Raw genomic sequence first — 22,103 nt, forward strand, 5'->3', positions numbered from 1 at the left:
GATATCGGCCTGTTTCATGGATGCGCTTCCCCCTTCGCCATGAAGGCGTGGCTGAGGCCGTGATATAGACGCTCCTCGCAGACGAACCCCGCCACCCAGTCGGCGAGGATCGCGGTCGCCAGCAGGGGCAGCAGCAGGCCGTGGCTGGCCGTCGCCTCCGAAAGGATCACCACCGCCGTCAGCGGTGCGCGGACGACGCCGGTGAAGTAGCCGACCATGCCGAGCAGCACGACCGGACCGGCGGCGGTCGCCGGGAACAGCCAGCGCAGCAGGTCGCCGAGGCCCGCGCCGGTGGCGAGGCTCGGCGCGAAGATGCCTCCCGGCAGTCCCGAGACGGCGGTCGCCAGCGTCGTCGCGAACTTGGCGGGACCAAACCAGCCGGGCTCATTGGCGCCCGCGATCATCAGGCGCGCCGGCTCGTAGCTTGTGCCCCAGGTCAGGCCCGTCGCGCAGCCGACCACCGCGACGACCAGCCCCATGCCCGCCGCCGTCCGCACGGGCCGCTTGCGCACGGCCACCAGCCACGGATGCTGCGACAGGCTGAACGCCAGCATTGCGCGCGAGAACAGGCCGCCGGTCAGCCCGCCGGCCACGCCCGCTACCGGAATCACGAAGATCGCCTTGCCGAGCGGCAGGGTCGCGCCGACCGCGCCGAAATAGACATAGTCGCCGTTGAGGCCGAGGCTGACCATGCCCGAGATCAGCACGGCGGTCATGACCAGCAAGGTCATGCGCTGCTCGTAGGCGGCGGCCAGTTCCTCGATCGCGAAGGTGACGCCGGCCAGGGGGGTGTTGAACGCCGCCGCCACGCCGGCCGCGCCACCCGCCACCATCACCGAGGCCCTGATCGGCACGCGGAAGAGCCTGTGCGCATAGGCCATGATCGTCGCCGAAATCTGCACCGTCGGTCCCTCACGCCCCACCGAGGCGCCGGCGAGCAGCGCGCCGATCGTGACGAAGAACTTGAACGCCGCCGTCTTCGCCGAGGCGAGCGAGCGCATCGCGCCCTCGGGATCGAAGCGTGCCGCCATGATCTGCGGGATGCCGGAGCCGCGCGCGTCGGGCGCGGTTCGTCGTGTCAGCCAGACAAGCCCGGCGAAGACGGCGGGCGTCAGGATCAGCGGCGCCCACCAGGCGAGATGGGCCAGATCGAGGAAGCGCGCACTCGCCCAGTCGGCGGCGCGCGCGAACAGCAGGGCGACCAGTCCCAGAACCACTGCGCCCGACAGGATCGCGGCGCGCTTGCGCCAAACCGGCGCAGTCGGCCCGTGGCGGCGGGCCAACACCATGGCGCGACGAAGCTGACGGTTCCGGCTCATGCCGCGAGCGATACGTCGGCAGGGGCCTCGGTGCGGCGGTAGCGGATGGACCAGACCACGGTGTTCGAATCACGATAAAGGTCTGATAAAGCGAAGGAAATAAGCCTAAATCTGGTTGATCGATAGTCAAAAATAAGCACGGGGTAATCACCCGAATGGAGAGTTTATCGCGCTATAGCGTAAGGCTTGCGGTACGAAAACCACGGATCGACGGGCTGTCCGTGGCCGCTTTCGATCGATCGCGTTGGAAAAACGAAGTTTGAGGTCGGACTATCCGAGCCGCAGGCAGCACCTGTCTGGTTTCGCGGCCGTCATTGAGGCGCTACGCTATCGTGGCTGAGCCCGACCGAGCAGCGACGAGTTTCGTGGTCTCGAAACGATCATGGAAGGAGCGCTTGCTCCAGATATTCTCTTCGGAGCCAGTTAGCCATCCTCAACTGTCTGAATGTTTCGTCGGCTCACCGGGCGTTTGTCGCTGCACTAGACAACTGACCGAGTTATCAATCTCAGTGCTCCCAACCGCTATGCGGCCAGCGTCGTTTTTTTTCGATCGTCTGACCGTATCCTTCATAAATTCCGCTGATGACATGCGGCAGTTCCTCTTCCGGCTCCGATATGACCGCGCGGGTGGTTCGAGGCACTTCATCCACCGGAAGAGCGCTTTCGGCCGGGGATCTGGGTCCATCGCGCCACCAGTTGACCCTCATCGTTCTGATCGTGGCGATCGCCGCATTCATGCAAATGCTGGATGCGTCCGTACTCTCGGTTGCCATTCCGCAGATGGCGCGCAGCTTTCGTGTCAGCCCGGTCGATCTCGGCGTGAGCGTCACGGCCTATGTGGTCGCCAGTGCGGTGCTTTTGCCGTCGAGCGGCTGGCTTGCCGATCGGCTGGGCGCGCGCCGGCTGTTCGTCTTTGCGACGATTGCCTTCACGCTGGCGTCCGTTCTGTGCGGGATCAGCCGGACGTTGCCGCAGTTCGTCGGCGCTCGCGTGTTGCAGGGCATCGGCGGCGCCGTACTGAGCCCCGCCGGCAGCATCATCCTGATGCGCATCATCCCGCGCCGCGATCTCGTGCAGATGATGAACGTCTTCAGCGCGCCGATGCTGGCGGCACCTCTGCTAGGCCCGCCGATCGGCGGCCTGATCACGACCTGGCTGGGTTGGCCGTGGATCTTCTTCCTCAACGTGCCGGTCGGCATTGTCTGCGTGATGCTGACGCTGCGCTTCGTGCCGGTGTCGGCCATCACGGTCCGGCCCTTCGATACGCGCGGTTTCGTCCTGAGCGGCGGTGCGCTGGCGACATTGATTTTCGGTTTCGGCGCGGTGGGGATCGGAGGCGGCCTGTTCTCCGGCTTGGTGGCGATTCTGGCGGGATGCGTGCTGGCGGCGGCCGCAATTCGCCATGGGCTGAATGCGCCGCATCCGCTGCTCTCCTTTTCCCCGGCGCGCAGCCGGGTGTTCCGGCTGGTGACGCTGATCGGCCTGCCGTTCATGCGGCTACCGGTCGCGGCGTTGCCCTTCGTCATTCCGATCGCGTTGCAAATCGGGCTCGGCATGACCGCCTTCGCGAGTGGCCTGCTCTTTTTGGCACACAGCCTGGGCGACCTCATGACCCGGCTGCTCACCGGCCGCGTCTTCCGGCGTTTCGGCTACCGTACCGTCATGCTGTGGGGCATCTGGGGTTTCGCCCTCTCGGTGGCGGGCTGCGCGGTGATCGGAGCCGGAACGCCGATGCCGGTGATCGCCGCCCTGCTGTTCGTCGGCGGATGCTTCCGATCCTTCCTGATGACGGCGATGGGCACGCTTTCCTATGCGGAATTCGCTCCGGAAGAGATGCCGGCCGCGACCACGCTCAGCCAGGTGACGATTCAGCTCGTCCAGGCGATCGGTGTGTCGATCGCGGTCATCCTGCTGGATGTCGTGGTGGCCGCGAGAGGGGGGATCCAGGGTGTCGTCGGCCTGGCGGAGTGCCGCTTCGTCCTCGTCGCCGTCGCCGTCGTCAGCCTGTCGGCGCTGTGGCCGATCGGCATCCTCGAGCGCGATACGGGCGCCGAGCTGAGCGGTCATGGATCGTGAGCGATCAGGCCTCGTCCCAATAGTCCAGCGTGCCTTGCCCCCCGCAGACATGGCGGACTCCCTGCGCGACACCGTCCTCTCCAACGGCGTAGTCCGCGATCGCCATGAGAGCGCCGCTGTCGGGATATTCCGCGATTTCCGGCGAGTGGCGCGTGCTGATCGCGAGATAGGAGAGCTCGCGATCTCCCGTATTGATGATCTGGTGCGCCGTTTCCGGTCCGCCGGCTGGGCAGGCGATCAGGTCGCCGGCCCGGATCGCGCGTCGTTCCGATCCGATCCGGATCTCGCCCCTGCCGTCGAGAATGACGAACAATTCCTCGTTGGCGCGGTGGCTGTGGAAGGGGAAGCCGCGCCGGCCGGGCGCGAGTGCGATCAGCGAGCAACCCAGCTGCCGGGCGCCGAGCCGAGGCCCCAGCGGCGCAACGCGCGGATCGTACAGGTGCCGGATCGCTTCCGGCGGCGCGATCCGATCGGGGAGGGGGCCGGGCACGAGGTCGGAAAGGGAAAGGATCGGATGCGGCATCGCGGTCTCCGGCGGAGGAAAAAGCTTAACCTCACGTCGCGAGGCGCAGGCTTCGTTTACGTGGAATCACCGCCTTTCGGTTGGTCGCGGCTGGCCCCGGGCCTCGGCCGCGCTATCATCGCGGCATGAGCCGATCGACGGACGTCATTGCAGAGTTTCGTGCCGGAGGCAGAACCGTGCTGGCGTCCGCGATCGGCGTCTGCGCAGGGGTGACGGGACTGCCTTTCTACAGCCTCGGCCTGTTCATCAAACCGCTCTCCGCCGAATTCGGCTGGGGACGGGCGGCGGCGTCGAGCGCGGCGCTCTGCCTGCAGTTCGGGATCGTGCTGAGCGCGCCGTTCATCGGCCGGTCGATCGACCGGATCGGCGTGCGGCGGGTGGCCCTGACGTCCCTGGCGGGCCTCGCTCTGGGTTTCGTCCTGCTGTCGCGGCTCGGGCCGTCCTTCCCGCTGTTCCTGTGCGCATGGCTCGGTCTGTCCCTGCTGGGCAGCGGCACCACGCCGATCGCCTGGACACGAAGTGTCGCGACGCGGTTCGACAAGGGACGGGGGATCGCACTGGGGCTTACGCTGGTCGGCACCGGCGTCGCCGGGTTTCTGGCCCCATGGTTGATCGGCGGGGTGGTGGCGAGCCATGGCTGGCGCAACGGATGCCTGGTGCTGGCCGCAGCCATCGGGCTCCTGGCGCTGCCCGGCGTGGCGTTTCTGATGCGTGATACCGGCGCTCTATCCACAGCCGTTGCCGAGGCGAGGCGTCGCGGCCCACACGTAGGCCAGGCATTGCGGAGCCGTCGCTTCGCGCAGATCGGGATCGCCTTCTTCCTGATCGGCATCGTCGTTGCGGGGATGATCGTCCATCTCGTGCCGCTGTTGCAGGATCGGGGGCTGGCTCCAGGCGAGGCCGCGCGCGACGCCGCCATGATGGGCTTCGCGGTGATCGTTGGGCGGCTTGTCGTCGGATGGCTCTGCGATCGCGTCCACGCGCCTTATGTGGCCTTCGTCTTCCTCATGCTGCCCGTCGCGAGCTGCCTGATACTGCTGGCGCATGGGCCCGCGATCCCGGCGGTCCTGTTGCTGGGGCTCGCGGCGGGTGCGGAGATCGACCTGCTCGCCTATCTCGTCAGCCGATATTTCGGGCTGCGCGCTTATGGCGAGGTGTATGGCTGGCTGTTGTCCATCTTCAGCCTCGGCGCGGGGCTGGGGCCGGTGCTGATCGGCTGGTCGTTCGATCGCGCGGGAAGCTATGCGCCCATGCTGGTCGCAGCAAGCTGCATCATCTCGCTTGGCGCGGTGCTGGTCGCGACGCTGGGACCGTTCCCGGCGTCGGACGAGCAGGGTTGGCGGAAACCCTCGCCAAATTAGTCGCGAATGGTGAAAGCGGCGCGGTCCAAACCCTCTCGGAAATCCGGGTGGGCGATGGCGATGAGCGCCTTGGCTCTCTCGCGCAGGGACAATCCGCGCAGATTGACGATGCCATATTCCGTCGCGACATAGTGAACGTCGTTGCGCGGAGTGGTCACCGCGCCGCAAAGGCTGGGGACGATCCGCGAGACCTTGCCGCCCGCCGCAGTGGAATGGCAGGCGATGATGGACTTGCCTCCCTGAGATGCGCTTGCCCCCCGCACGAAATCGAGCTGGCCTCCGGACGCGCTATACTGGCGGCCGATCCGTTGTTCCGAGTTGCAAGCGCCGTGCAGATCGATTTCCAGTGTCGCGTTGACCGAGACCATGCGGGCGTTGGCCGCGATCACCGCCGGGCTGTTCACGTAATCGACGGGATGCGCCTCGAACGCGGGATTATCGTCGATGAAGTCGTACAGCGCCTTGTCACCCATGGCGAAGGTGAAGACGGTTCGGCCCGGATGGATGGTCTTGCTGCTGTTGTCCACGACGCCCTGTCGCATCAGCCGGGAAAGGCCGGGCGTCATCAATTCGGTGTGGATGCCAAGCCGCCGCCTGCCCGACAGCGCGGCGCACACGGCGTCGGGCAATGCGCCGATGCCCATCTGCAGACAGGCGCCGTCTTCGACCAGATCGGCGACAAGCTTCCCTATGGCGATATCCTCGTTCCGCAGAGCCGGTGACGGTATCTCCAGTAACGGCGCTTCATGCTCGACGAGGGCGGTCACGCGATCCACCGGAATGCGGCAGTCGCCATGCGCGCGAGGCATGGCAGGATTGACCTCGACAATGACGTGCCGGGCGCTCTTGGACACGGCGAGTGCGTAGTCGGTGTTCGTTCCGAGGCTGAAACACCCCTCGTCGTCCATCGGCGAGACGGTGGTCAGCAGCACGTCCGCATCGACTTGTCGGCTCAGCACGTCGGGCGCCTGACTGAAGGCCGTTGGCAGGAAATCGACGGGCGCCAGCCCGAGTCTTTCAGCCTCGGCATCCAGTGCTCGCTCGATGACGCCGTGGAAAAGGCTTACGGGGTTTATGCGATCGCGCAAATCTGTCCGAAGGACGCAGGCGGCGTTGGGGGTCGAAAGCAAATAATAGAGCGAGAGGCCGGAAACCTCGCGGGATGCCGCGCGGGCCGCAAGCGCGTTCAAAAGCGCCGGCGGCTGCGCGACGCCGAGCGCCATCGCAATCCTGGAACCAGACGGGATCGACGCGACGGCCGCTTCGGCGGATTGGCGCCGCGCCAGATAGGATCGCTGGATCTCGCTCACGCATTCGCTCCCCAGGGTGGCTGGTCCCTATTAGCTCGGTTCGACAAGCATGCGTATCCGGCCGCGGCGATCGGCGGGCTGGGTCGGAACGGGAGCTTCGAGCAAGAGCATGTGGCCGGCGTCGATCAGGCAGGCGAAGCCGCCATAGCCTTCGGTGCCGATCTCCGCATCGATCAAACCGTTCGCGATCCGCGCGAAACGTCCCGTCGGATAGGAAGAGGCTACCCAGAGCCGTCCTCGTCCGTCGAGCGCAATGCCGTCCGGCGCAAATCCCAAAGCCGCCACGGTTCGCCGCTGGGAAAGTGCGCCATCCGGGCCGATCGCGAAGGCCGTCAGGCGCTCGCCGCCGGTCTCCGCGACGATCAGTGCCTCGCCGTCGGGCGTGATCGCCATCCCGTTGGGACCGAGCAGGCCGTCGGCGATGCGTCGCGCGCTTCCTCCGGCCGTGGGATCGATCAGAATGATCCCCGCCGGGCGCGCGTTACGATGCCGTTCCTCCGGCGTGTCGCCGGGGGCGAGATTATGATCCGATACATAGGCGCGGCCGTGCCGGTCGACGACCATTTCGTTCAGCAGACCGCCTGCAATCTCCGAGAGGTCGGCCGCGACGGCGGTCGTCCCGCTCTCGACCGCGAACAGCCGCCGTTCCTGCATCGACACGGCCAGCAACCGTCCGTCCGGCAGCCATCCGAGGCCGTTGGGACGGCCGGGCACCTTCCCCAGTATCCGGTATGCGCCGTCGGCGGGATCGCATTCGATGACCTCGCCGGTCCATACGTCCGAAAAGACGAAGCGACCTCCGCCCGCCGGACGCGGCGCCTCGGGCAGCCCCAGCCCCGCGAGCAGGGTGCGGGGCCACCCTGTCAGGGCCAAGGATCAGAACTCGCGCAGGTGGGCGCGCAGATGCTCGGTCCTGTAGCTGCTGCGGACCAGGCTGCGCCGTTGGAGGATGGGCACCAGCCCGTCGAGGATCTCGGCGAGATAGCGCCGGGTCAGCGGCCGGGCGTGCATCAGGAAGCCGTCGCCGCCGATCTCGTCGATCGCCGCTTCCATCTGGTCGGCGATCTGCTCGGGGGTGCCGATCAGCTTGAGCGAGGTGGTCTCCTGCTCGGCCAGCGTCTGGCGCAGCGTCTTGCCCTTGGAGAAGGCCTTGAGGCTCGCGATCATGCCCTGGAAGCCCTGCGTCACCTGGGCGGGATCGATGTCCGGGAACGGCGCGTCGAGATCGAACTTGGTCCAGTCCATATCGGTGTGCAGCGTCAGCCGGCCGAGCCGCTGGGCAAGGATGGTGGGCGTCATGCCCACGATCTCGTCATAGCGGCGCTGGGCGGCCTCCTCGGTATCGCCGAGCACGGGCGAGATCAGGAACATCACCTTCACATCGTCCGGGTCGCGGCCGTGCTTGACGACGCGGGCGCGGATATCCTCGCGAAAATCCTTGAGCGCCTGCACGCTGTTCTGCCCGAAGGTGGAGCACAGGATGACGTCCGAATGCTTGGCCGCGAAATCGCGGCCGGCGGGCGAGGAGCCGGCCTGGCAGATTGCGGGCCGCCCCTGCGGCGACCGCATCACGTTCAGCGGCCCGATCGATTTGTGATACTTGCCCTCGAACTTGAATTCGCGGAACTTGCCGGGATCGACATAGCGACCGCTTTCGGCGCTCATCTCGACGGCATCGGGCTCCCATGCGTCCCAGAGCTGCTTGACGAGATCGAGCATCTCGTCGGCGATCGCATAGCGCTCGTCGTGCGGCGGCTGCTTGTCGCGCCCGAAGGCCTGCGCCGCCCAGTCTTCCGACGAGGTGACGACGTTCCAGCCTGCCCGGCCGTTAGAGATCAAATCTACGGAGTTGATCTGCCGCGCGAGCAGGAAGGGCGGATAGAAGCTTGACGAGAAGGTGCCGATGATGCCGAGCTTGCTGGTCGCCTCCGCGAGCACGGGCATGACGATCATCGGATCGACGCGCGGCTCCAGATTCTGCTTGTCGTTGGAGAGGACGACATGATCCTCGATCATGATGAAATCGAAGCATGCGGCCTCGAGCTGGCGTACCATGTCCTTGAGGAAGGAGAGCGTCTGCCACCGCTCGGGCTTGACGTCGTTACCCGCCCAGCGATCGGCGCCGTTGGCCGTCCAGCCGTGGGCGCGGGGGTTGGTGAACCAGGCGAGGTGAAACATGGTCGCTCCGAATGAGGGGTCGGGAAGGGATCAGGCGAGCTGCTGGAAGCCGCCCTTGAAGAAAAGTAGCGGCTTGTGGTCGCTGCCTTCGAGCGCGCGGACCCGGCCGATGACGAGCCAATGGTCGCCGGTGTCATGCTCGGCCTCCAGCGTGCAATCGATCCAGGCGAGTACACCTTCCAGGATCGGGCTGCCGGTGACGCCGGGCCGCCATGCGACATCCGCCCATTTGTCGGCGCCGCTTCTGGCGAAGCCGAGGCTGAGATCTTGCTGCGCGGCCGACAGGACGTTGATGCAGAAGCTTCCCGCCTCGCGGATCGCGGGGTAGCTGCGCGACGATTTCGCCGGCGAGAAGGCGACCAGCGGCGGATCGAGCGAAAGACTGAAGAAGCTCTGGCAGGTCATGCCGAAGCGCTCGGCCCCGCTCGCGGCGGTGACGATCGTCACACCCGAGGCGAAATGGCCCAGCGTGCGGCGGAAATCTTCCGCCCCGAACGCTTCGGGCGGCTCGATCGCGAGCCCATGCTCCATGGCCATGCTCATGCCGGGATGCGGAGCGCGCCGGCCAGCGCCCGCTCGTTCGCGTCGAGCCACTGGCTGAAGATCGCGTCCATCCCGTCGAGCTGCGACGTCATCACGTACAGGCTGCGCGTCGGCACGCTGGCGCCGAGTTCGACGAGCAGCGGGCGCAGCGTGGTGTCGGGCGCCAGCATGTGCGCGGGCGATCCACCCGTCATCACCGGGATGGCGATCACCCCCGCCAGCCCATTGGTGTCGTAGCGATCGAGGAACGCCTTGAGCATTCCGGTATAGGCAGCCTTGTAGGTGGGGGATGCGACCAGCACCAGATCGCTGCCCGCGACCGCCGTGTTGAAAGCCGACACGGTGGCGCTTCCCCAGTCGAAAAGCTCGGATGCGTGGTCGGCGAGGTCGATCGTCTGCACGGCGGCATCGTCGAGCCCGAGGCGCGAGACGATGGCTTCGGCAAGCGATTGCGCCAGCGCGAGCGTGCGGGATTTGGCGCCGGGGTTGCCGACCAGAACGGTGATCTTCATCGAGCATAGCCTTTGCGGAGCGATACCGGGGTCTCGTGCGCCTCATCGGGCCGTGTCGTGCGCAGCATGGCGATCAGCAGCGCCGCGACGAGGAAGCCGCACAGCGCGACGATCAGACCGAGCCGGTAATTGTGGAAGTGATCGACCGCCGCGCCCATCAGCAGCGGACCGATTCCCGAGCCGAAGCAATAGATCGTGTAGAGCAGTCCGTAGATGGCGCCGTAATTGCGTCGGCCGAACACGCTCGCGGTTATATATCCGGCGATGTCGTGCTCCGCGCCCCCGGCGAGCCCGATCAGGGCGACCGCCAGCCCGCACAGGATGAGGCTGTTACCCGGTAGCAGAAGCAGCGCACAGGCCGCTGCAGGCGCCACGAAGGCCAGGAAGCCGACGATGCGCGGTGAGATCGTATCGAGCAGATAGCCGCTGAACAGGCGGCCGATCGTCACCGCGATGCCGATCAGGCTGGTGATCGCGGCCGCCGTGCTCTTGTCGATGCCGCGATCGGTCATCATCGGGATGGCGTGGACCATGACCGCAGCGATCGCCATCGCCGCGACGAAGAAGGCGAGCGTCATCTGCCAGAAGGTGCCCGTGCGGATCGCATCGGCGAAATCCGCGCCTTCGACCGCCATCGGCGTCGTAATCTCTGCGTTCGCGGCCACTTCCTCGGGCTCGCGGAACAGCAGGATGGTGATCGGCAGGCCGAGGATCAGCGGCAGCGCGGCGAGTCCCAGATAGCCGGCCTGCCAGCCATCGCGCAGGACGAGCGCGTTGACATAGGGCGGCAGCGCGGCGCCGATCAGGCCGGTGCCGACGAGCGACAGGCCCAGCGCCAGCCCGCGCCCGGCGACGAACCAGCCGGTGATGGCACGCGCCCAGGTCATCGTGAAAGTGCCGGCGCCCAGGATGGCGAGCAGGAAATAGCCCGCATACAGCGTCCAGATCGCCGGCCCGATCAGTGCCATGCCAGCGAGCCCGATCACCAGCAGTACCTGCGACGCGATGACCACCCGACGCGCACCTATCCGGTCTGCCAGGCCGCCAACGAAAACCCCCGACACCATGCTGGCGACCGTGAAGAACATCGGCGCTGCGGTGACTTCGGTGCGGCTCCAGCCGAAATGCTCGGTGAGTGGCCCGACCAGCGCACCGAGGCTGTAAAAGACCAGCGGGAAAACGCCGGTGCCTGCCCCCAGCGCGGATGCGATCAGCACCGGCCACGCCCGTGCATATTCCTCGCGCTTGGTTAGAATGGCCACGTCGTCCTCACATCCTGCGACTGGACCTTCGCCACGCCGCGAACAATCGTCCGCAGCCTCCTCACCCGTTATGCGGGCAAGATCGAAATGCTTTCCGCAAAACGCTTCCGGCGAGGGGGGCGATGTCGCGCGCTGACGCTATCCCGATTGATGTCAGCACGTTCCGCCTATTGAACCGGGCGGGTATCAACCGGCGATCCCGTCGCCGACCGCCTGGCGGGTGGAGGGATGCCGCCATGTTGCGATTTGCCGTGTTGATGGGGATGGCCGGAGCTTGAGAGCCGGAGGCGCGATCTAGGATGAATAGCTCTATCGTTCCGGGCGTGCGACCCGGCATTCGCCGCCGTCTGGCGAGCCATCCGCCTGGTCTCTTCGTGCTCGCCATGACGGAAATGTGGGAGCGCTTTTCCTTCTCGGGCATGCAGACGTTGCTCGTCCTCTACATGGTGCAGGGTCTGTTGACCCCCGCCCGTGTCGGCAGGATCGCCGGATTTGCGCCGCTGCGGGCGTTTCTCGAATCGATCTACGGCGCTCTTGGGCCGCAGCCGCTCGCGTCGGCGATTTTCGGCCTCTATACCGGGCTCATCTTTTTCATGCCCGTGATCGGCGGCTATGTCGGCGATCGCCTGATCGGCCAACATCGAACCGTGCTGCTCGGTGCCGTGCTGATGACGATCGGGCATTTCCTGATGGCGTTCGACGTCACCTTCATCGTGGCGCTCGCCGCGCTGATCCTCGGCGCAGGCTGCATCAAGGGCAATATTTCCACGCAGGTCGCGGGCCTGTATGCGGACGACGACCGCCGCCGGGCGGATGGGTTCCAGATATTCTCCGCCGGCATCAACCTTGGCGTCGTGGTCGCCCCGCTGGTCTGTGGGACGCTGGGGGAGGTGTTCGGCTGGCACTATGGTTTCGTCGCCGCAGGGGCGGGAATGTTGATCGGTTTGGCCATCTATTGCGCAGGCCGTCGCCATCTTCCTGCCGATACCAAACGCGCCGTGCGGGAGCCCGCGTCGTCCTTGCTGCCGGAAAAGCCGGCATTGCTGTGGATCCTGCTGCTATGCTTCGTCCTGACCACCTGTTTCCTCACAGCCGCAGGTCAGCTCGGGAACGCATACAGCCTCTGGATACAGGCGCACGTCGCACGAGGGATCGGCGGCTATACGGTGCCGGTCACCTGGTTTCAGACGCTCACGCCGCTCGCTTCTATCGCCGCTACGCCTGCTCTCCTTTCGGTCTGGCGACGTCAGGCCGCGCGAAACGCCGAGCCGGGGTTGCAGCAGAAGATGGGTATCGGCCTGCTGCTGACCGCCGCGGGGCTGGGTCTGCTCGCATTGATCGCGGCGATGGCGGGCCGGGGGGCCGTTCCCGGTATCCTGTTGGTGCCCACGCACATACTCGTCGCCTTGGGCTATCTTTTCACATGGCCGGTCGCGCTCGCTTTGTTTTCCCAGGCCGCACCGCCACACGCCCGCGCGATGTATATCGGCGCCTTCTTCATTTCGTCGTTCATCGCGAGCAATCTGGTGGGCTGGCTCGGTGGATTCTACATGACCGTGACCCCCGGTTTGTTCTGGGGCGCTCACGCCTCGATCGCGTTGGCGGGCGCGCTGCTCGTGATCGCCACTGCGCGGCCGATGCGCCGCCTCCTTCTCTCGACCTCCACCATGCAAGGACGATCGGCATGAACGTGAACCAGGATGATCCCGGCAATCCACCCATTAGCGAAGGGCCGGTGGTCCGCCGCCGCGATGTCCCGCAGATCACCGTCCATTCCTGGGAGCGGGACGGCGTCATGAACAGCGCATGGCCCGGCCAGGACAAGACGCTTCCCTACGACGCCACCGAGATCAAGGTCCGTCTGGTCAGCTTCCCGTGCGGGTCGGTACGCGAGATCTGGCTCGATACCGGGGCGCGCACGCATCCTCACGGCAGTTACGAGACCGTGCTGTTCTATCAGATTACGGGCCGCCGGGTGCAGATGGTCAACGAGGACAGCCAGCAGGTCAACCCGCGCGACGTCTCGTTCCAGCCGCATGGCGTGCTTCATTCGACCTATCAGCTTGTCGGCGGACTGTTCGTCGAGTTCGCGCTGCCGGCACCGCTCGATCCGGACCCGCGGGGCTCTTGGATGCTGGCGCCGGAGGCAACTCCGCTGGATGCGGCCGCGGGATGTCGCGCAGTATCCTACGCTTTCCCTGGTTATTCGCTGATCGAGACGAGCATAGACGCGGGCGCCATGCTGCCGGCATCGACATTCCCCGGCGAAACGATGGCTTATGTGGTGTCCGGTCGCGCGGTCGCGAGGATCGGAGACCGGGAGGAGCAGGTTGAGGCGGGCGATTCGATCTACGTGCCGCTCGACACGCATTTCGCGGTGCGGGCCGACGAGCCCGCCGTCATCATACACACCACGATCACGACCTGAAATGTGAGGCGCCGGCCCGGGAGGGCCGGCGCGTTCGATCAGAACTTGTAGCCGAGAGTCACACCGAACTGACGCGGCGTGCGGGGATAGGCTGACAGGTTCTCATATCCTGCCGCGCCCGCTGGGATCGGCCCGATCGTCGACTGGATCGCCGGGTAGACACCGCCCGCCGCGCGCGTATCGACGAAGCGGAACGTCTTGAGTGCGGTCCGCTCCTGCGTCAGGTTCTTCACGAAGAGCTGGATCGAGTAATGATCGCTTTCCAAGCCGATATAGGCGTTCACCAGATTGGTGGGCCCCGTCCAGGAATAGTCGAATTCTTCGTTGTACACCCGGCCGGCATATTCGTAGTCGGCGCGCAGATAATAGCTCCAGCGATCGTTCAGGCGATGCGTATAGTCGCCGGACAGTGAGAACTGCCACGCCGGAGTACCTTCCTGGCGCTTGCCATCGACATAAGAACAGCCGGGCCCGTTGGCGAAACCCAGCAGGGTCGCGTAATTGCTGGAGCAATAGTGGACATAGCGCGCATCGCCGTAGGAGACCGTTCCGCGCAGGTTGAGACCCGCAAACGGGATCGCCTGCACCTCGCCCTCGAAACCGCTGACGCGCGACGAAGCGGTCGATGTCGTGATCGTCGAAGGCGCGCCAAGCGTGGGAAAATCGAGGATATAGCCCTGCGGCACCTGCTGGTGCTTCCAGTCCATGTGATAGCCGGCGAGATTGACGAGGAGCTTGCCGCCCAGCCAGGTGGATTTGATACCGGCTTCGTAGTTGTTGAGACGTTCCTCGCCATAGGCGACGGGGAGGCCGGCGGCGATGATCCGCGCGGCCGGTGCGGAGGTATTGAAGCCGCCCGGATTGTTGCCGACGGCGTACACGGCATAAACCTGGAAATGCGGACTGATCCTGTATTGGATGTTCGCGCGGGGAAGCCATGCGTTGAACGTCTTGGACAGGTGCGTGCCGGCCAGATAGTCGGTGGTTTCGATGCGCTCGCTCTGATAGCGCACTTCTCCCGATATCGTGATCTTGTCGGTCAGATCGAAATATAGCCCGCCGAAGCCGCTGTTGTCGCGCGCCGGATTGTTGACGTTGTTCCAGTTGTCCGTGCTCTGCGCGGGCGTCGGAGCGGCGAAAGGCACACCCGCAGCGGTGATTCCGGGAAAGTAGTTGTTCGTATGGCCCGTCAGGTCGGTATAGTTGTAGCCGACGGTGTAGCGCAGTCGCCAGTCCGACGGCGCCGATACGCGCAGCTCCGCCTGGGTGTCGGTCGTCTTCGAGACCGTCCTGAAGAACAGGGCGCCATATGCGTGGGTCTGCGGCACGTCGTGGGAATCGGGTCGCACGATGGAACCGAACCCGCTGGAATAGATATCGTAGTTGTTGTGCAATGTCTCGTGGCCGTGCGCGACGAACGCCGTCACCGTCTGCCCCGCGACGACATAATCCGCGGAAAGGTGGATTCGATACTGGTCGCGCTTGACGCCCGGATCGTCGAGATAGCCGTTGATGGCTTCGTTGAAAAAGGGCCGCGTGAAGCTGGTCGAGGTCTCGCCCGTGTAATAATAGGAATAGGTGCCGTCCGGCCTCAAGATCGTCAGATTGCGCTGGCTCGGCAGGTAGATCAGCGTCGGTGCGGCGTGATCGCGATCATGATTGTAGGACGTATAAAGCTTGATCCGGAGGTCATCGACCGGTTCAAGGACCAGTTTGTTGGTGAGCGAGATCGTCCGCTGGTTGCCGAAATGGTAGCCGTCGCGATTGGTCCAGTCACCGGGCCCGCGGAAATTGTAGTAACGGGCCGAGGCGATGTCCGACACGCCATCAGCGATCGGGCCGCCGACATATCCGCTGATGTCCTGCTGGCCGAGTGTGGCGAACTGCGCATCGATCCGCCCGGACAGCCTTTTGGGCGGATCGCGCGTGATGAAATTCACCGCTCCCGCGAAGGTCGAGCGCCCGTATGCGACGCTCTGCGGGCCCTTGAGCACCTCGACGCGATCGAGGTTGGCGATCGGAGCAGAGGAATAGTCGCCGGGGAAATAGACGCCGTCGACGAACACCGAAGCCTTCGAGATGCCTGACGTCCCGGTGGACAGGTTGCGGATCTGAAGCTTGTTGATCCCGTTGCGCCCGCCCGTAGTGCCGAACGACAGGCCGGGCGTGTTGGCGGCGAGGTCGTAAAGACTCTTGATCTGGAGCTTCTCTATCGATTTCGACGAAAAGGCCGTGACTGTCAGCGGCACGGTTTCCAGCGTCTCGTTCTGCTTGCGCGCCGTCACCACGATATCGCCGATATTGGCGTCCGGGGGAGCGGCGGGGGCATCGGCCGAGGGAGTATCTCCCGGTGCCGCCGGTGCCTTTTGAGCGTGCGCTGCCGAGGCCAGCATCGCTGCGAGAATGGGTATCGAGACTCGTTCAACCAACCTTGGTGCAGCTCGGATCATAGGTGCCCCCGCCGATTTCGTTCCGGTCGAACTTGGCCTCCTTTTCGATCGAAATCCCGAGGTCCGTATCGATCGCCCGTTAATCGGGCAGAAGATCCCCAGGATCGATCGTCGGCGCGGGCGCGGGCTGTCGCCGCGTGCCCCTAAAAATCGGAGCGCGCGCCATCACGCGCGATATCGATGGCTACTGACAGCCGCCTTCCCGCGCCACGGAAGGGTTCGGTTCGATGATAAAGGAACGATGGAAACAGGAGCATCATTCCCGCTGTCGGTGTCAGCTCGAGCACCGGCGCGATCCGGTCCTCGTCGCGTGGATGACCACCCATCAGAATAGCCCCCCCATCCATGGCGACGGGCACGGCGGGATAGAAGACCGCGCTGAGCCATCCGCCTTCGTGAATGTGGGACCGTTCGTAGGCGCCGGCGCGCATGATATTGGCCCAGCCGCGAAAGACCGGGGCGGCCGGGCGGCCAGTGGCGAGCGGATGAGGAGGTCCAGGCAGCCGATAGCGGGACAGCGTATCACGCAGCCGCGCGTGCAGACGATCGACGAGGCTTGCCGGCAGGGCGGCGATGTCCGTCAGGCGGAGGCCGTCGACGAGCGGCAGACCGAGGCCCGGCTCGTCCAGTCCGGGAGCCTGCAGGATCGCCTTGCTCATGCTGCGTGGCAGATCGCCACCGGACTGTTCGATCAGGAGGTCGCGCTGCGGGTCGAGCAGCGACCGCGCCTCGTCAGAGCGGCCGAGGCGCCAAAGCGCCAGCCATCGGTCGGAAAGCGCGCGCTGGTCGTGGGGATCGATCGCAAGGGCTGCGTCGCTGTGGGTGAGGGCCGCTTCGTCCCGGCGCGTCGCCAGCGCCATCGAAGCGACAAGATTGTGCATGGCCGGATTCCGCGGCGCCCGTGCGGCCGCCTGTTCCGCAGCGTCCAGTGCCGCTTCGGCGCGCCCGCCACGTTCGATCAGCAGCGCCAGCATTGCGTGGGCCGTGGCGCGATCAGGCAGAAGCCGGATCGCCGCGCGGCAGGCGCGCTCGGCCTCGCCGTCCCGATCCTGATCACTGAGCGCGCGGGTCAGGCCGAGCAGTGCGGAATATCGGACGATATCGTCCACCGCCCGCTTCGCGGCGTCCTCGAACAACGTGGCGGCCTCGGTCGCTCTATTCTCCGCCAGCGCCCGTTGCCCGGCGGCGAACGGATCAGCGCTTGACGGTGCCGACATAGCCGGCCGACTTGCCGCCGGCCTGCTTGGTGCCGCCCATGCCCTTGAGATAGACCGCATCGCGCGCGCCCGACGTGAAAAAGGCGTCAGCAGGGAATCCGGCGGTCGCGAAGGCTTCGGCAAGATCCAGGTTGCGCAGTCCCGCCGAGAAGGGCTCGTTGGCGTTGCGGTTGAACCAGGTGGTGAAGAACTCCTCCTCCGGCCCGTCGGCCGGCGGGGCGCCGCCGTCGATCAAACTCATGCCGCCCGCGCCGAGCAACCGGTAGGTCTCCGCGAACATGCGACGGATAAGATGCACGGGCATCTCGTGCGTGAGCAGGCAGGATGTCACGAGATCGAAGCTGCCGTCCGCAAAATCGGTCTGCACCGCGTCCTGCTGCGAGAAATGCACGGGCACGCCGAGCGATTCCGCGCGCGCATGGGCGTAGCGAATGGTCGGCGCGCCGATATCGATGCCATGCACCTCCGCGTCGGGATAGGCCTGCTTCCATGGCAGCGTCGAGAAGCCGGGGCCGCAGCCCATGTCGAGGATGCGCTTCGGCTGGAAATCCGGGAAGCGGGATTTCAGCCAGCCCGCCATTGCGACGCCGAGCTTGTCGTTCTCGGGGCCCATGCCGCCATAAGCGAAATGATAGACGCCGCGATCGTAGAGCGCGCCGGCATAGACGTCGTCCTCGCCGCGCTCGGTGTGGAAATTACCCGGCATGACGTGGATGTCGACACTGTCGACATAACGCGGAATGGCGAGATCCGGGTTGATCCGCACGCTACCCCGGGCTTCGGAGCGCGGTTTTGCCTTGGCGCGGAGCGCGGGCAACTGCCGCTCGATCGATTCGCCGACCGTATCCCACAGCAATTCCTGCGCGCAGCGGCCGACCAAGTTGCTGGCGCGATAGTAGAAGCTGTGCTCGATGGCCTGCTTCACTTCGCGCACGTTCATCGGCGGGCGGCCGTGCTCGCGCTCGAAACGCGGGCGTTCGAGGCCGGCATAGACCTCGCGGGTGCCGGGCCAGAGCGTCTCGGTGAAGAATTTACGGAGCGTGCCGCAATATTCCTCGCGCGCGGCCTCGTCATGAGTCTGCTCCGGGAGGACGGCGTGTCGGGTCTGGGCCATCGTCTTCTCCTGCGTCAGGCGGTAACGGGCGAGGCGCTCCGGGCGTCGTCCTCGGCCAACACCGCGTCGAGATCGGCATCGTTTCCGGCGGTGCGCGCCTGCTCCAGCTCTTCCATGAGGACGCGGAACACCCGGTGCAGCATCGCCTCGCGCGCGATGCCGCGTGCGGATTCGTCGTCCGGGGATGGGCGGTAGCTCTCGATCGCCTCAGCGGTGGCGATCTGTCCCTGCGCCGCGAGTGCCTCGTGCGTGGCCAACCGGTCGCGCAGGGCGCTGACCTCGCCGATCAGCGCGGTGAACATCATCATGAAGCGGTCCAGCTCCGCATCCCGCAGATAGCGAGGGCGCTTCGGGCCCTTGGCCACGCGCGGACGGGCGACGTTTTCCGACATTCACGCACTCCACCGGGTCTCTGCGGCCACCATAGGCATCCCTCCCGCCATCGGAAGCCGGTGGCGATCCATCCACCCGCTATCCGGGCATGGCCGCCGGGCGTCATGGCAGGCTGCGCGGACAGGCGTCATGTGCCCCTCATGGTCGAAAGCTCCGTAACCGACAGGCCCGTCCCGCTCGCGCAGCCCGAACGGAGGCGTCCCGGCCATCGGGGCCGGATCGGGATCATCCAGCCGGCGCCCGGCGTCATGCTGGAATATGAGTGGCCGGCCCATCTGCCGGACGAGGTGTTGTTCCCGATGGCGCGCATCCGCATGACGGGCGCCACGGCCGCCGACTACGACCGCATCGCCGGGCAAGCGCCGGATTATGCGCAGGATCTGGCCTCGGCCGGGGCCGACGTGATCGGCTATGCCTGCTCGGTTGGCAGCCTTCATGCCGGCGTCGAGGCCGAGCGGCGGCTCGTCGCCGATCTGGCGCGGGCGTCTCGCAAGCCCGTGGTCAGCATCGCGGACAGCTCGATGCGGGCGCTGGCCCGGCTGACCGCGCGGCGCATCGCGATCCTCACCCCCTATGGCGAGGAGACCAACGCGCTGGTGGCGAGCTATGCCGGAGAGGCGGGCTTTCAGGTCGCCGCCTTGTGGCCTACGCCGGTCGGCATCGTCACGGTCGGCGATCTGTCCGCCGCGGAGATCGCCGGCATCGCGATCGACGCATTGCGCCGCACGAAGGATGCCGAGGCGCTTTGGATTCCCTGCACCGCGATCCGCACGCTCGATGCGATCGATGCGATCGAGCAGGCCACCGGACGGCCCGTCGTCAGCGGCAGCCAGTCGCTGCTGTGGGGGGCGCTGCGCGCGATCGGTATCGACGATCGCCTGCCTCGCGCCGGCCGGCTTCTTTCATTGTCCATCTCCTGAAAGGCACCACCGATGTCGCTCTCGCTTCAATCCGCACAGGCGATCATCGCCGCGGCGCTCGTCGAGGTCGAAGCGCGCGGCCTCGCGGCGGCCAGCATCGTCGTCACCGATCCGGGCGGCGCGATACGCGCGGCGTCGCGAACCGACAAGGCGCCTGCGTTCGGCGTCGACATCGCGCTCGCCAAGGCGCGCACCGCCGCGGGCTTCGGCCGCGCCTCGATCAAGACGGCGGCCGTGTTCAAGGACAATCCCTCGGCCACGATCGGCCTCAATGCGGCGGTCGGTGGGAGCTTCCTGACGATCGGCGGCGGCGTGATCGTCACCGAGGGCGACGGGACGGTGATCGGCGCGGCGGCGGTGGCGGGCGGCGCACCGGAGGTCGATCACGAAATCGCCACCGCCGCCGTGCGCGCGGCCGGGTTGGCGACGCCAGACTAGAAGGCCTTGGACAGCGCCGACAGGCTCTCGACCGCGAGGCCGAGGGCGAGGTCGTCGGTCACCAGCCGCTTCAACCGCTGGGTCAGGCCGATGCGGGCATAGCGCAGCGTGAAGTCCGGCTGATCGGCCAGCCGCCGGGCGATGGCGCGGGCACGGGGCAGAAGCTCCTCGACTGGCAGCACCTCGTTGCACACGCCGAGTGCGAGCGCCTCGGCCGCTTCGATCCGTTGCTGGGTGAGCAGGAAATAGCGCCCGCGCTGCGGCCCGAGCACATGTGGCCAGAGAACATGCACGCCGTCGGTCGGCGATACGCCGTTGTCGAGATGCGGCTTGTCCTGGAAGGCGGCGGTCTCGGCGGCCAGCACGATGTCGCAGGTGAGGATATATTCGCTATGGATCAGCGCCGGCCCGTTGACGGCCGCGATCACCGGCGCGTCGAGATCGAGCATCGTCTGGAGCAGCTTGCGTCCCTCCCAGAACTGGATGTCCCAGCGTTGCGCGACGCTGAGCGACGGGTCCGGGCTGACCTCCGGCGAGCGATCGAACTCGGAACACCATTGATCGCCGGTGCCGGTGAGGATCACCACCCGGTTCGCACGGTCCTGCGCGAGGTTCTGGAACGCGCCGATGAGCTGTGTGCGTGCACTGGCGCTGAAGCGGAAAGGCCCGCCGTGGCTGTGCAGGCGCACCTCGGCGATGCCGCGTTCGTCGCGGCTGATCGCGATGTTGGGGAATGCGTCGAAATAGCTGGGCGTCATGGCTGCTCTCCGGAAAGGGCGGAAACCATGTCCGGCGGAGCATCCGCGCGGACGATGGCCCCGGTCATGAACGAGGCGTCGGCCGAAAGCAGGAACAAGGCGAGCCGGGCGACATCCTCCGGCCCCGCAGGACTGGCCGGCCCCGGCGTGCGGATGACGTTGGCGCGGATCCCATGCGCGCCGTACTGATAGGCGATCGAGCGAACGAGCGTCTCGACCGCCGCGCTGGCCGCGATCGCGGCAATGCCGATGTCGGCATCCGGCGCCGAGAAAACGAGCGCGCCTTGCCGTTCGAGCAGCCGGGGCAGCGCCGTTCGGGTGGCGTGCATGGTGTCGGCGAGGAGACAGTCGATTGTGCTCGCGAAGACATCGGCCGGCGTCGCCGCCACGCCGCTCTTCGGCGCCTCCGCGAAGGGTGCGACGAACAGCGCGTCGATCGGGCCGTCCTGCCTGGCAGGCCCATAGCCCGCCTCCGCCGCCGCGCGCACCACGGCGGCTCCGATCGGCGTGGCGCCGCCGATGACGAGTATCGCTTTTTCCGTCACGCTGCGGTCGATCCGCCGTCGACCGGCACCACCGTGCCGCTGATATGGCGTGCATCCGAAGAGGCGAGGAAGGCGACGGCGCCGGCGATCTCGTCCGGATCGGCGATGCGGTCGATCGGTCGGTGGCGCGGATATCGCGCCGTCAATGGATAATGCCGCACCACGTCCAGCATCGGTGTCGCGAAGGCTCCGGGCAGCACCACGTTGGCGCGCACCCCGTTGGCGGCGACCTCGCGCGCGACGGCCAGCGTCATTGCGATCAGCGCCGCCTTGCTCGCGCCATAGACCGGCCGTCCGGTACCCACCGTGCCCGCGTTGGACGCGCTGACGACGATCGCTCCACGTCGCGCGCGCAGATGCGGCAGGGCGGCGCGGATGCACGCATAGGCGCCGTGAAGGTTCACCGCGAAGGTGGTGCGCCACACGGCATCGCCGGCTTGCGCGGCCATGTCGTCGTCCGGGTGCATGATGCCGGCATTGCTGACCAGCACGTCGATGCCGCCCCAATGCGCCGCCACCCGATCCACGGCGGCATCGACGTCGCCGAAGCGCGAGATGTCGACCCGCAGCGGGAGGGCGCGCCCGCCGGCCTGCTCGATCCGGGCCGCGGTGTCGGCCGCGGCCACCCCATCGGAATCGAGAATGGCGACATCCGCGCCCTCGCGCGCCATACGCAGGGCGATGGCCCGCCCCATTCCCTTGCCGCCGCCCGTGACGATCCCGATTTTTCCTGCGAAGCGTCCCATCACGTGTCCG

At 66.5% G+C, this 22,103-nt stretch carries 21 protein-coding genes; 6 read left to right on the plus strand and 15 right to left on the minus strand.

What is annotated here, in order from left to right:
• Positions 1-14 precede the first annotated feature (14 nt).
• A complete protein-coding gene (locus tag HZF05_RS11830; protein WP_160366565.1) occupies positions 15-1,319 on the minus strand; it encodes a chloride channel protein in 1,305 nt (434 codons plus the stop codon).
• A gap of 696 nt (positions 1,320-2,015) precedes the next feature.
• On the opposite strand from HZF05_RS11830, the gene HZF05_RS11835 reads away from it, so the two are divergent.
• Positions 2,016-3,395 carry an MFS transporter gene (locus tag HZF05_RS11835; protein WP_160366566.1) on the plus strand — a complete coding sequence of 460 codons (1,380 nt, stop codon included), beginning with the start codon at positions 2,016-2,018 and terminating at the stop codon, positions 3,393-3,395.
• A 4-nt stretch (positions 3,396-3,399) separates the two neighbouring features.
• On the opposite strand, the gene HZF05_RS11840 is transcribed toward HZF05_RS11835, so the two are convergent.
• On the minus strand, positions 3,400-3,918 hold the full coding sequence (locus tag HZF05_RS11840) for a cupin domain-containing protein (protein ID WP_160366567.1): 519 nt from the start codon (positions 3,916-3,918) through the stop codon (positions 3,400-3,402).
• Between the two features lie 176 nt (positions 3,919-4,094).
• On the opposite strand from HZF05_RS11840, the gene HZF05_RS11845 reads away from it, so the two are divergent.
• Positions 4,095-5,279 (plus strand): MFS transporter, encoded by a 1,185-nt coding sequence (locus HZF05_RS11845; protein ID WP_343046884.1) that lies wholly within the window; start codon positions 4,095-4,097, stop codon positions 5,277-5,279.
• Here the strand turns inward: HZF05_RS11845 and HZF05_RS11850 are convergent.
• The 6 genes from HZF05_RS11850 to HZF05_RS11875 form a co-directional block, all read right to left on the minus strand.
• Positions 5,276-6,502 carry an acetyl-CoA hydrolase/transferase family protein gene (locus HZF05_RS11850; protein ID WP_160366569.1) on the minus strand — a complete coding sequence of 409 codons (1,227 nt, stop codon included), beginning with the start codon at positions 6,500-6,502 and terminating at the stop codon, positions 5,276-5,278. The genes HZF05_RS11845 and HZF05_RS11850 overlap by 4 nt on opposite strands.
• A gap of 117 nt (positions 6,503-6,619) precedes the next feature.
• Positions 6,620-7,462: an SMP-30/gluconolactonase/LRE family protein gene (locus tag HZF05_RS11855; RefSeq protein WP_160366570.1), complete on the minus strand. Its 843-nt coding sequence runs from the start codon at positions 7,460-7,462 to the stop codon at positions 6,620-6,622.
• Between the two features lie 3 nt (positions 7,463-7,465).
• Positions 7,466-8,767, minus strand: coding sequence for an NtaA/DmoA family FMN-dependent monooxygenase (locus HZF05_RS11860; RefSeq protein ID WP_160366571.1), 1,302 nt, complete (start codon positions 8,765-8,767; stop codon positions 7,466-7,468).
• Between the two features lie 30 nt (positions 8,768-8,797).
• Entirely contained in the window at positions 8,798-9,298 is a 501-nt protein-coding gene (locus tag HZF05_RS11865; protein ID WP_160366572.1) for a flavin reductase family protein, read from the minus strand.
• Between the two features lie 8 nt (positions 9,299-9,306).
• Positions 9,307-9,822 (minus strand): NAD(P)H-dependent oxidoreductase, encoded by a 516-nt coding sequence (locus tag HZF05_RS11870; RefSeq protein WP_160366573.1) that lies wholly within the window; start codon positions 9,820-9,822, stop codon positions 9,307-9,309.
• A complete protein-coding gene (locus tag HZF05_RS11875) occupies positions 9,819-11,084 on the minus strand; it encodes an MFS transporter (protein WP_160366574.1) in 1,266 nt (421 codons plus the stop codon). The genes HZF05_RS11870 and HZF05_RS11875 overlap by 4 nt, the downstream gene beginning before the upstream one ends.
• Before the next feature lie 299 nt (positions 11,085-11,383).
• Between HZF05_RS11875 and HZF05_RS11880 the strand changes: the two genes are divergently transcribed.
• A complete protein-coding gene (locus tag HZF05_RS11880) occupies positions 11,384-12,772 on the plus strand; it encodes a peptide MFS transporter (protein WP_160366575.1) in 1,389 nt (462 codons plus the stop codon).
• A complete protein-coding gene (locus tag HZF05_RS11885; protein WP_160366576.1) occupies positions 12,769-13,512 on the plus strand; it encodes a cupin domain-containing protein in 744 nt (247 codons plus the stop codon). Before HZF05_RS11880 ends, HZF05_RS11885 begins: the two co-directional genes overlap by 4 nt.
• Before the next feature lie 38 nt (positions 13,513-13,550).
• Here HZF05_RS11885 and HZF05_RS11890 read toward each other — a convergent pair whose 3' ends face one another.
• The 4 genes from HZF05_RS11890 to HZF05_RS11905 all read right to left on the minus strand — a co-directional run bounded on the left by HZF05_RS11890 (position 13,551) and on the right by HZF05_RS11905 (position 18,685).
• On the minus strand, positions 13,551-15,941 hold the full coding sequence (locus tag HZF05_RS11890) for a TonB-dependent receptor (RefSeq protein WP_181638856.1): 2,391 nt from the start codon (positions 15,939-15,941) through the stop codon (positions 13,551-13,553).
• A 164-nt stretch (positions 15,942-16,105) separates the two neighbouring features.
• Positions 16,106-17,098, minus strand: coding sequence for a putative 2OG-Fe(II) oxygenase (locus HZF05_RS11895; RefSeq protein ID WP_160366578.1), 993 nt, complete (start codon positions 17,096-17,098; stop codon positions 16,106-16,108).
• Positions 17,099-17,156: 58 nt separating this feature from the next.
• On the minus strand, positions 17,157-18,293 hold the full coding sequence (locus tag HZF05_RS11900; protein WP_160366579.1) for a class I SAM-dependent methyltransferase: 1,137 nt from the start codon (positions 18,291-18,293) through the stop codon (positions 17,157-17,159).
• Positions 18,294-18,307: 14 nt separating this feature from the next.
• Entirely contained in the window at positions 18,308-18,685 is a 378-nt protein-coding gene (locus HZF05_RS11905) for a hypothetical protein (protein ID WP_160366580.1), read from the minus strand.
• Between the two features lie 141 nt (positions 18,686-18,826).
• Between HZF05_RS11905 and HZF05_RS11910 the strand changes: the two genes are divergently transcribed.
• Together HZF05_RS11910 and HZF05_RS11915 are read left to right on the plus strand one after the other, a co-directional pair.
• Positions 18,827-19,606, plus strand: a complete 780-nt coding sequence (locus HZF05_RS11910; protein WP_160366581.1) for a maleate cis-trans isomerase family protein — start codon at positions 18,827-18,829, stop codon at positions 19,604-19,606.
• Positions 19,607-19,618: 12 nt separating this feature from the next.
• Positions 19,619-20,044: a GlcG/HbpS family heme-binding protein gene (locus HZF05_RS11915; protein ID WP_160366582.1), complete on the plus strand. Its 426-nt coding sequence runs from the start codon at positions 19,619-19,621 to the stop codon at positions 20,042-20,044.
• On the opposite strand, the gene HZF05_RS11920 is transcribed toward HZF05_RS11915, so the two are convergent.
• The 3 genes from HZF05_RS11920 to HZF05_RS11930 are packed head-to-tail and all read right to left on the minus strand — an operon-like array spanning position 20,041 to position 22,093.
• Positions 20,041-20,802, minus strand: coding sequence for an enoyl-CoA hydratase/isomerase family protein (locus HZF05_RS11920; RefSeq protein WP_160366583.1), 762 nt, complete (start codon positions 20,800-20,802; stop codon positions 20,041-20,043). The two genes, HZF05_RS11915 and HZF05_RS11920, sit on opposite strands and share 4 nt — an antisense overlap.
• Entirely contained in the window at positions 20,799-21,347 is a 549-nt protein-coding gene (locus HZF05_RS11925) for an SDR family oxidoreductase (RefSeq protein WP_160366584.1), read from the minus strand. Before HZF05_RS11925 ends, HZF05_RS11920 begins: the two co-directional genes overlap by 4 nt.
• The gene (locus tag HZF05_RS11930; RefSeq protein ID WP_160366585.1) at positions 21,344-22,093 is read right to left on the minus strand and encodes an SDR family NAD(P)-dependent oxidoreductase; all 750 of its coding nucleotides are present in this window, start codon (positions 22,091-22,093) and stop codon (positions 21,344-21,346) included. Before HZF05_RS11930 ends, HZF05_RS11925 begins: the two co-directional genes overlap by 4 nt.
• Positions 22,094-22,103: the final 10 nt, after the last annotated feature.

The organism is Sphingomonas chungangi (genome assembly GCF_013778325.1).
Taxonomy (GTDB): domain Bacteria; phylum Pseudomonadota; class Alphaproteobacteria; order Sphingomonadales; family Sphingomonadaceae; genus Solisphingomonas; species Solisphingomonas chungangi.

What these genes read in the sequence shown, in the direction of transcription:
- HZF05_RS11910 (WP_160366581.1), top strand. Translation starts at nt 18,827, where the DNA reads ATGGTCGAAAGCTCCGTAACCGACAGGCCCGTCCCGCTCGCGCAGCCC.
- HZF05_RS11885 (WP_160366576.1), top strand. Translation starts at nt 12,769, where the DNA reads ATGAACGTGAACCAGGATGATCCCGGCAATCCACCCATTAGCGAAGGG.
- HZF05_RS11880 (WP_160366575.1), top strand. Translation starts at nt 11,384, where the DNA reads ATGAATAGCTCTATCGTTCCGGGCGTGCGACCCGGCATTCGCCGCCGT.
- HZF05_RS11840 (WP_160366567.1), bottom strand. Translation starts at nt 3,918, where the DNA reads ATGCCGCATCCGATCCTTTCCCTTTCCGACCTCGTGCCCGGCCCCCTC.
- HZF05_RS11870 (WP_160366573.1), bottom strand. Translation starts at nt 9,822, where the DNA reads ATGAAGATCACCGTTCTGGTCGGCAACCCCGGCGCCAAATCCCGCACG.
- HZF05_RS11865 (WP_160366572.1), bottom strand. Translation starts at nt 9,298, where the DNA reads ATGGAGCATGGGCTCGCGATCGAGCCGCCCGAAGCGTTCGGGGCGGAA.
- HZF05_RS11905 (WP_160366580.1), bottom strand. Translation starts at nt 18,685, where the DNA reads ATGTCGGAAAACGTCGCCCGTCCGCGCGTGGCCAAGGGCCCGAAGCGC.
- HZF05_RS11850 (WP_160366569.1), bottom strand. Translation starts at nt 6,502, where the DNA reads ATGGCGCTCGGCGTCGCGCAGCCGCCGGCGCTTTTGAACGCGCTTGCG.
- HZF05_RS11915 (WP_160366582.1), top strand. Translation starts at nt 19,619, where the DNA reads ATGTCGCTCTCGCTTCAATCCGCACAGGCGATCATCGCCGCGGCGCTC.
- HZF05_RS11830 (WP_160366565.1), bottom strand. Translation starts at nt 1,319, where the DNA reads ATGAGCCGGAACCGTCAGCTTCGTCGCGCCATGGTGTTGGCCCGCCGC.
- HZF05_RS11930 (WP_160366585.1), bottom strand. Translation starts at nt 22,093, where the DNA reads ATGGGACGCTTCGCAGGAAAAATCGGGATCGTCACGGGCGGCGGCAAG.
- HZF05_RS11860 (WP_160366571.1), bottom strand. Translation starts at nt 8,767, where the DNA reads ATGTTTCACCTCGCCTGGTTCACCAACCCCCGCGCCCACGGCTGGACG.
- HZF05_RS11920 (WP_160366583.1), bottom strand. Translation starts at nt 20,802, where the DNA reads ATGACGCCCAGCTATTTCGACGCATTCCCCAACATCGCGATCAGCCGC.
- HZF05_RS11900 (WP_160366579.1), bottom strand. Translation starts at nt 18,293, where the DNA reads ATGGCCCAGACCCGACACGCCGTCCTCCCGGAGCAGACTCATGACGAG.